Source organism: Arsenicibacter sp. R0_47, from assembly GCF_057652235.1.
Map to the genome: position 1 here is coordinate 1 of NZ_JBYFCJ010000126.1, position 331 is coordinate 331.

1 protein-coding gene is annotated in these 331 nt (G+C 59.2%); it reads left to right on the plus strand.

Annotation, left to right across the window (positions count from 1 at the left end; translation table 11 throughout):
- Positions 1–183, plus strand: a 183-nt coding sequence (locus tag AC23NW_RS36315) for a hypothetical protein (RefSeq protein WP_487455607.1), incomplete at its 5' end; no start/stop codon positions are given.
- Positions 184–331 lie beyond the last annotated feature (148 nt).

The window sequence follows — 331 nt, forward strand, 5'->3', positions numbered from 1 at the left end:
ATGCAGAACGCATCGATTAAGGAAGGGGGCCGGGCATTCGAAGAGGATAAGGGCAACGAGCGCAAACCGAACCTGTATCAGCGAGAAACCACCCACTTCTCGGACTCGGAGGAAACGATGATGGTGGGCGCCCTGAAGGTACACCGTCACATGAGCGCGGAGAGCTTCGATGTGATCGGATAGCGGGCACACTGATACGCTGACGGCTCAGGCGGCAGCGGGCGGGTGCGGGATGCACCGATGCCCCATCATATATGGTGCAGCCCGGCTTTGCAATTGCATTTTGAAAAGGCGCGTGGCCTCGGGGTTCGGTGTGTCAGACGGAGCCGTT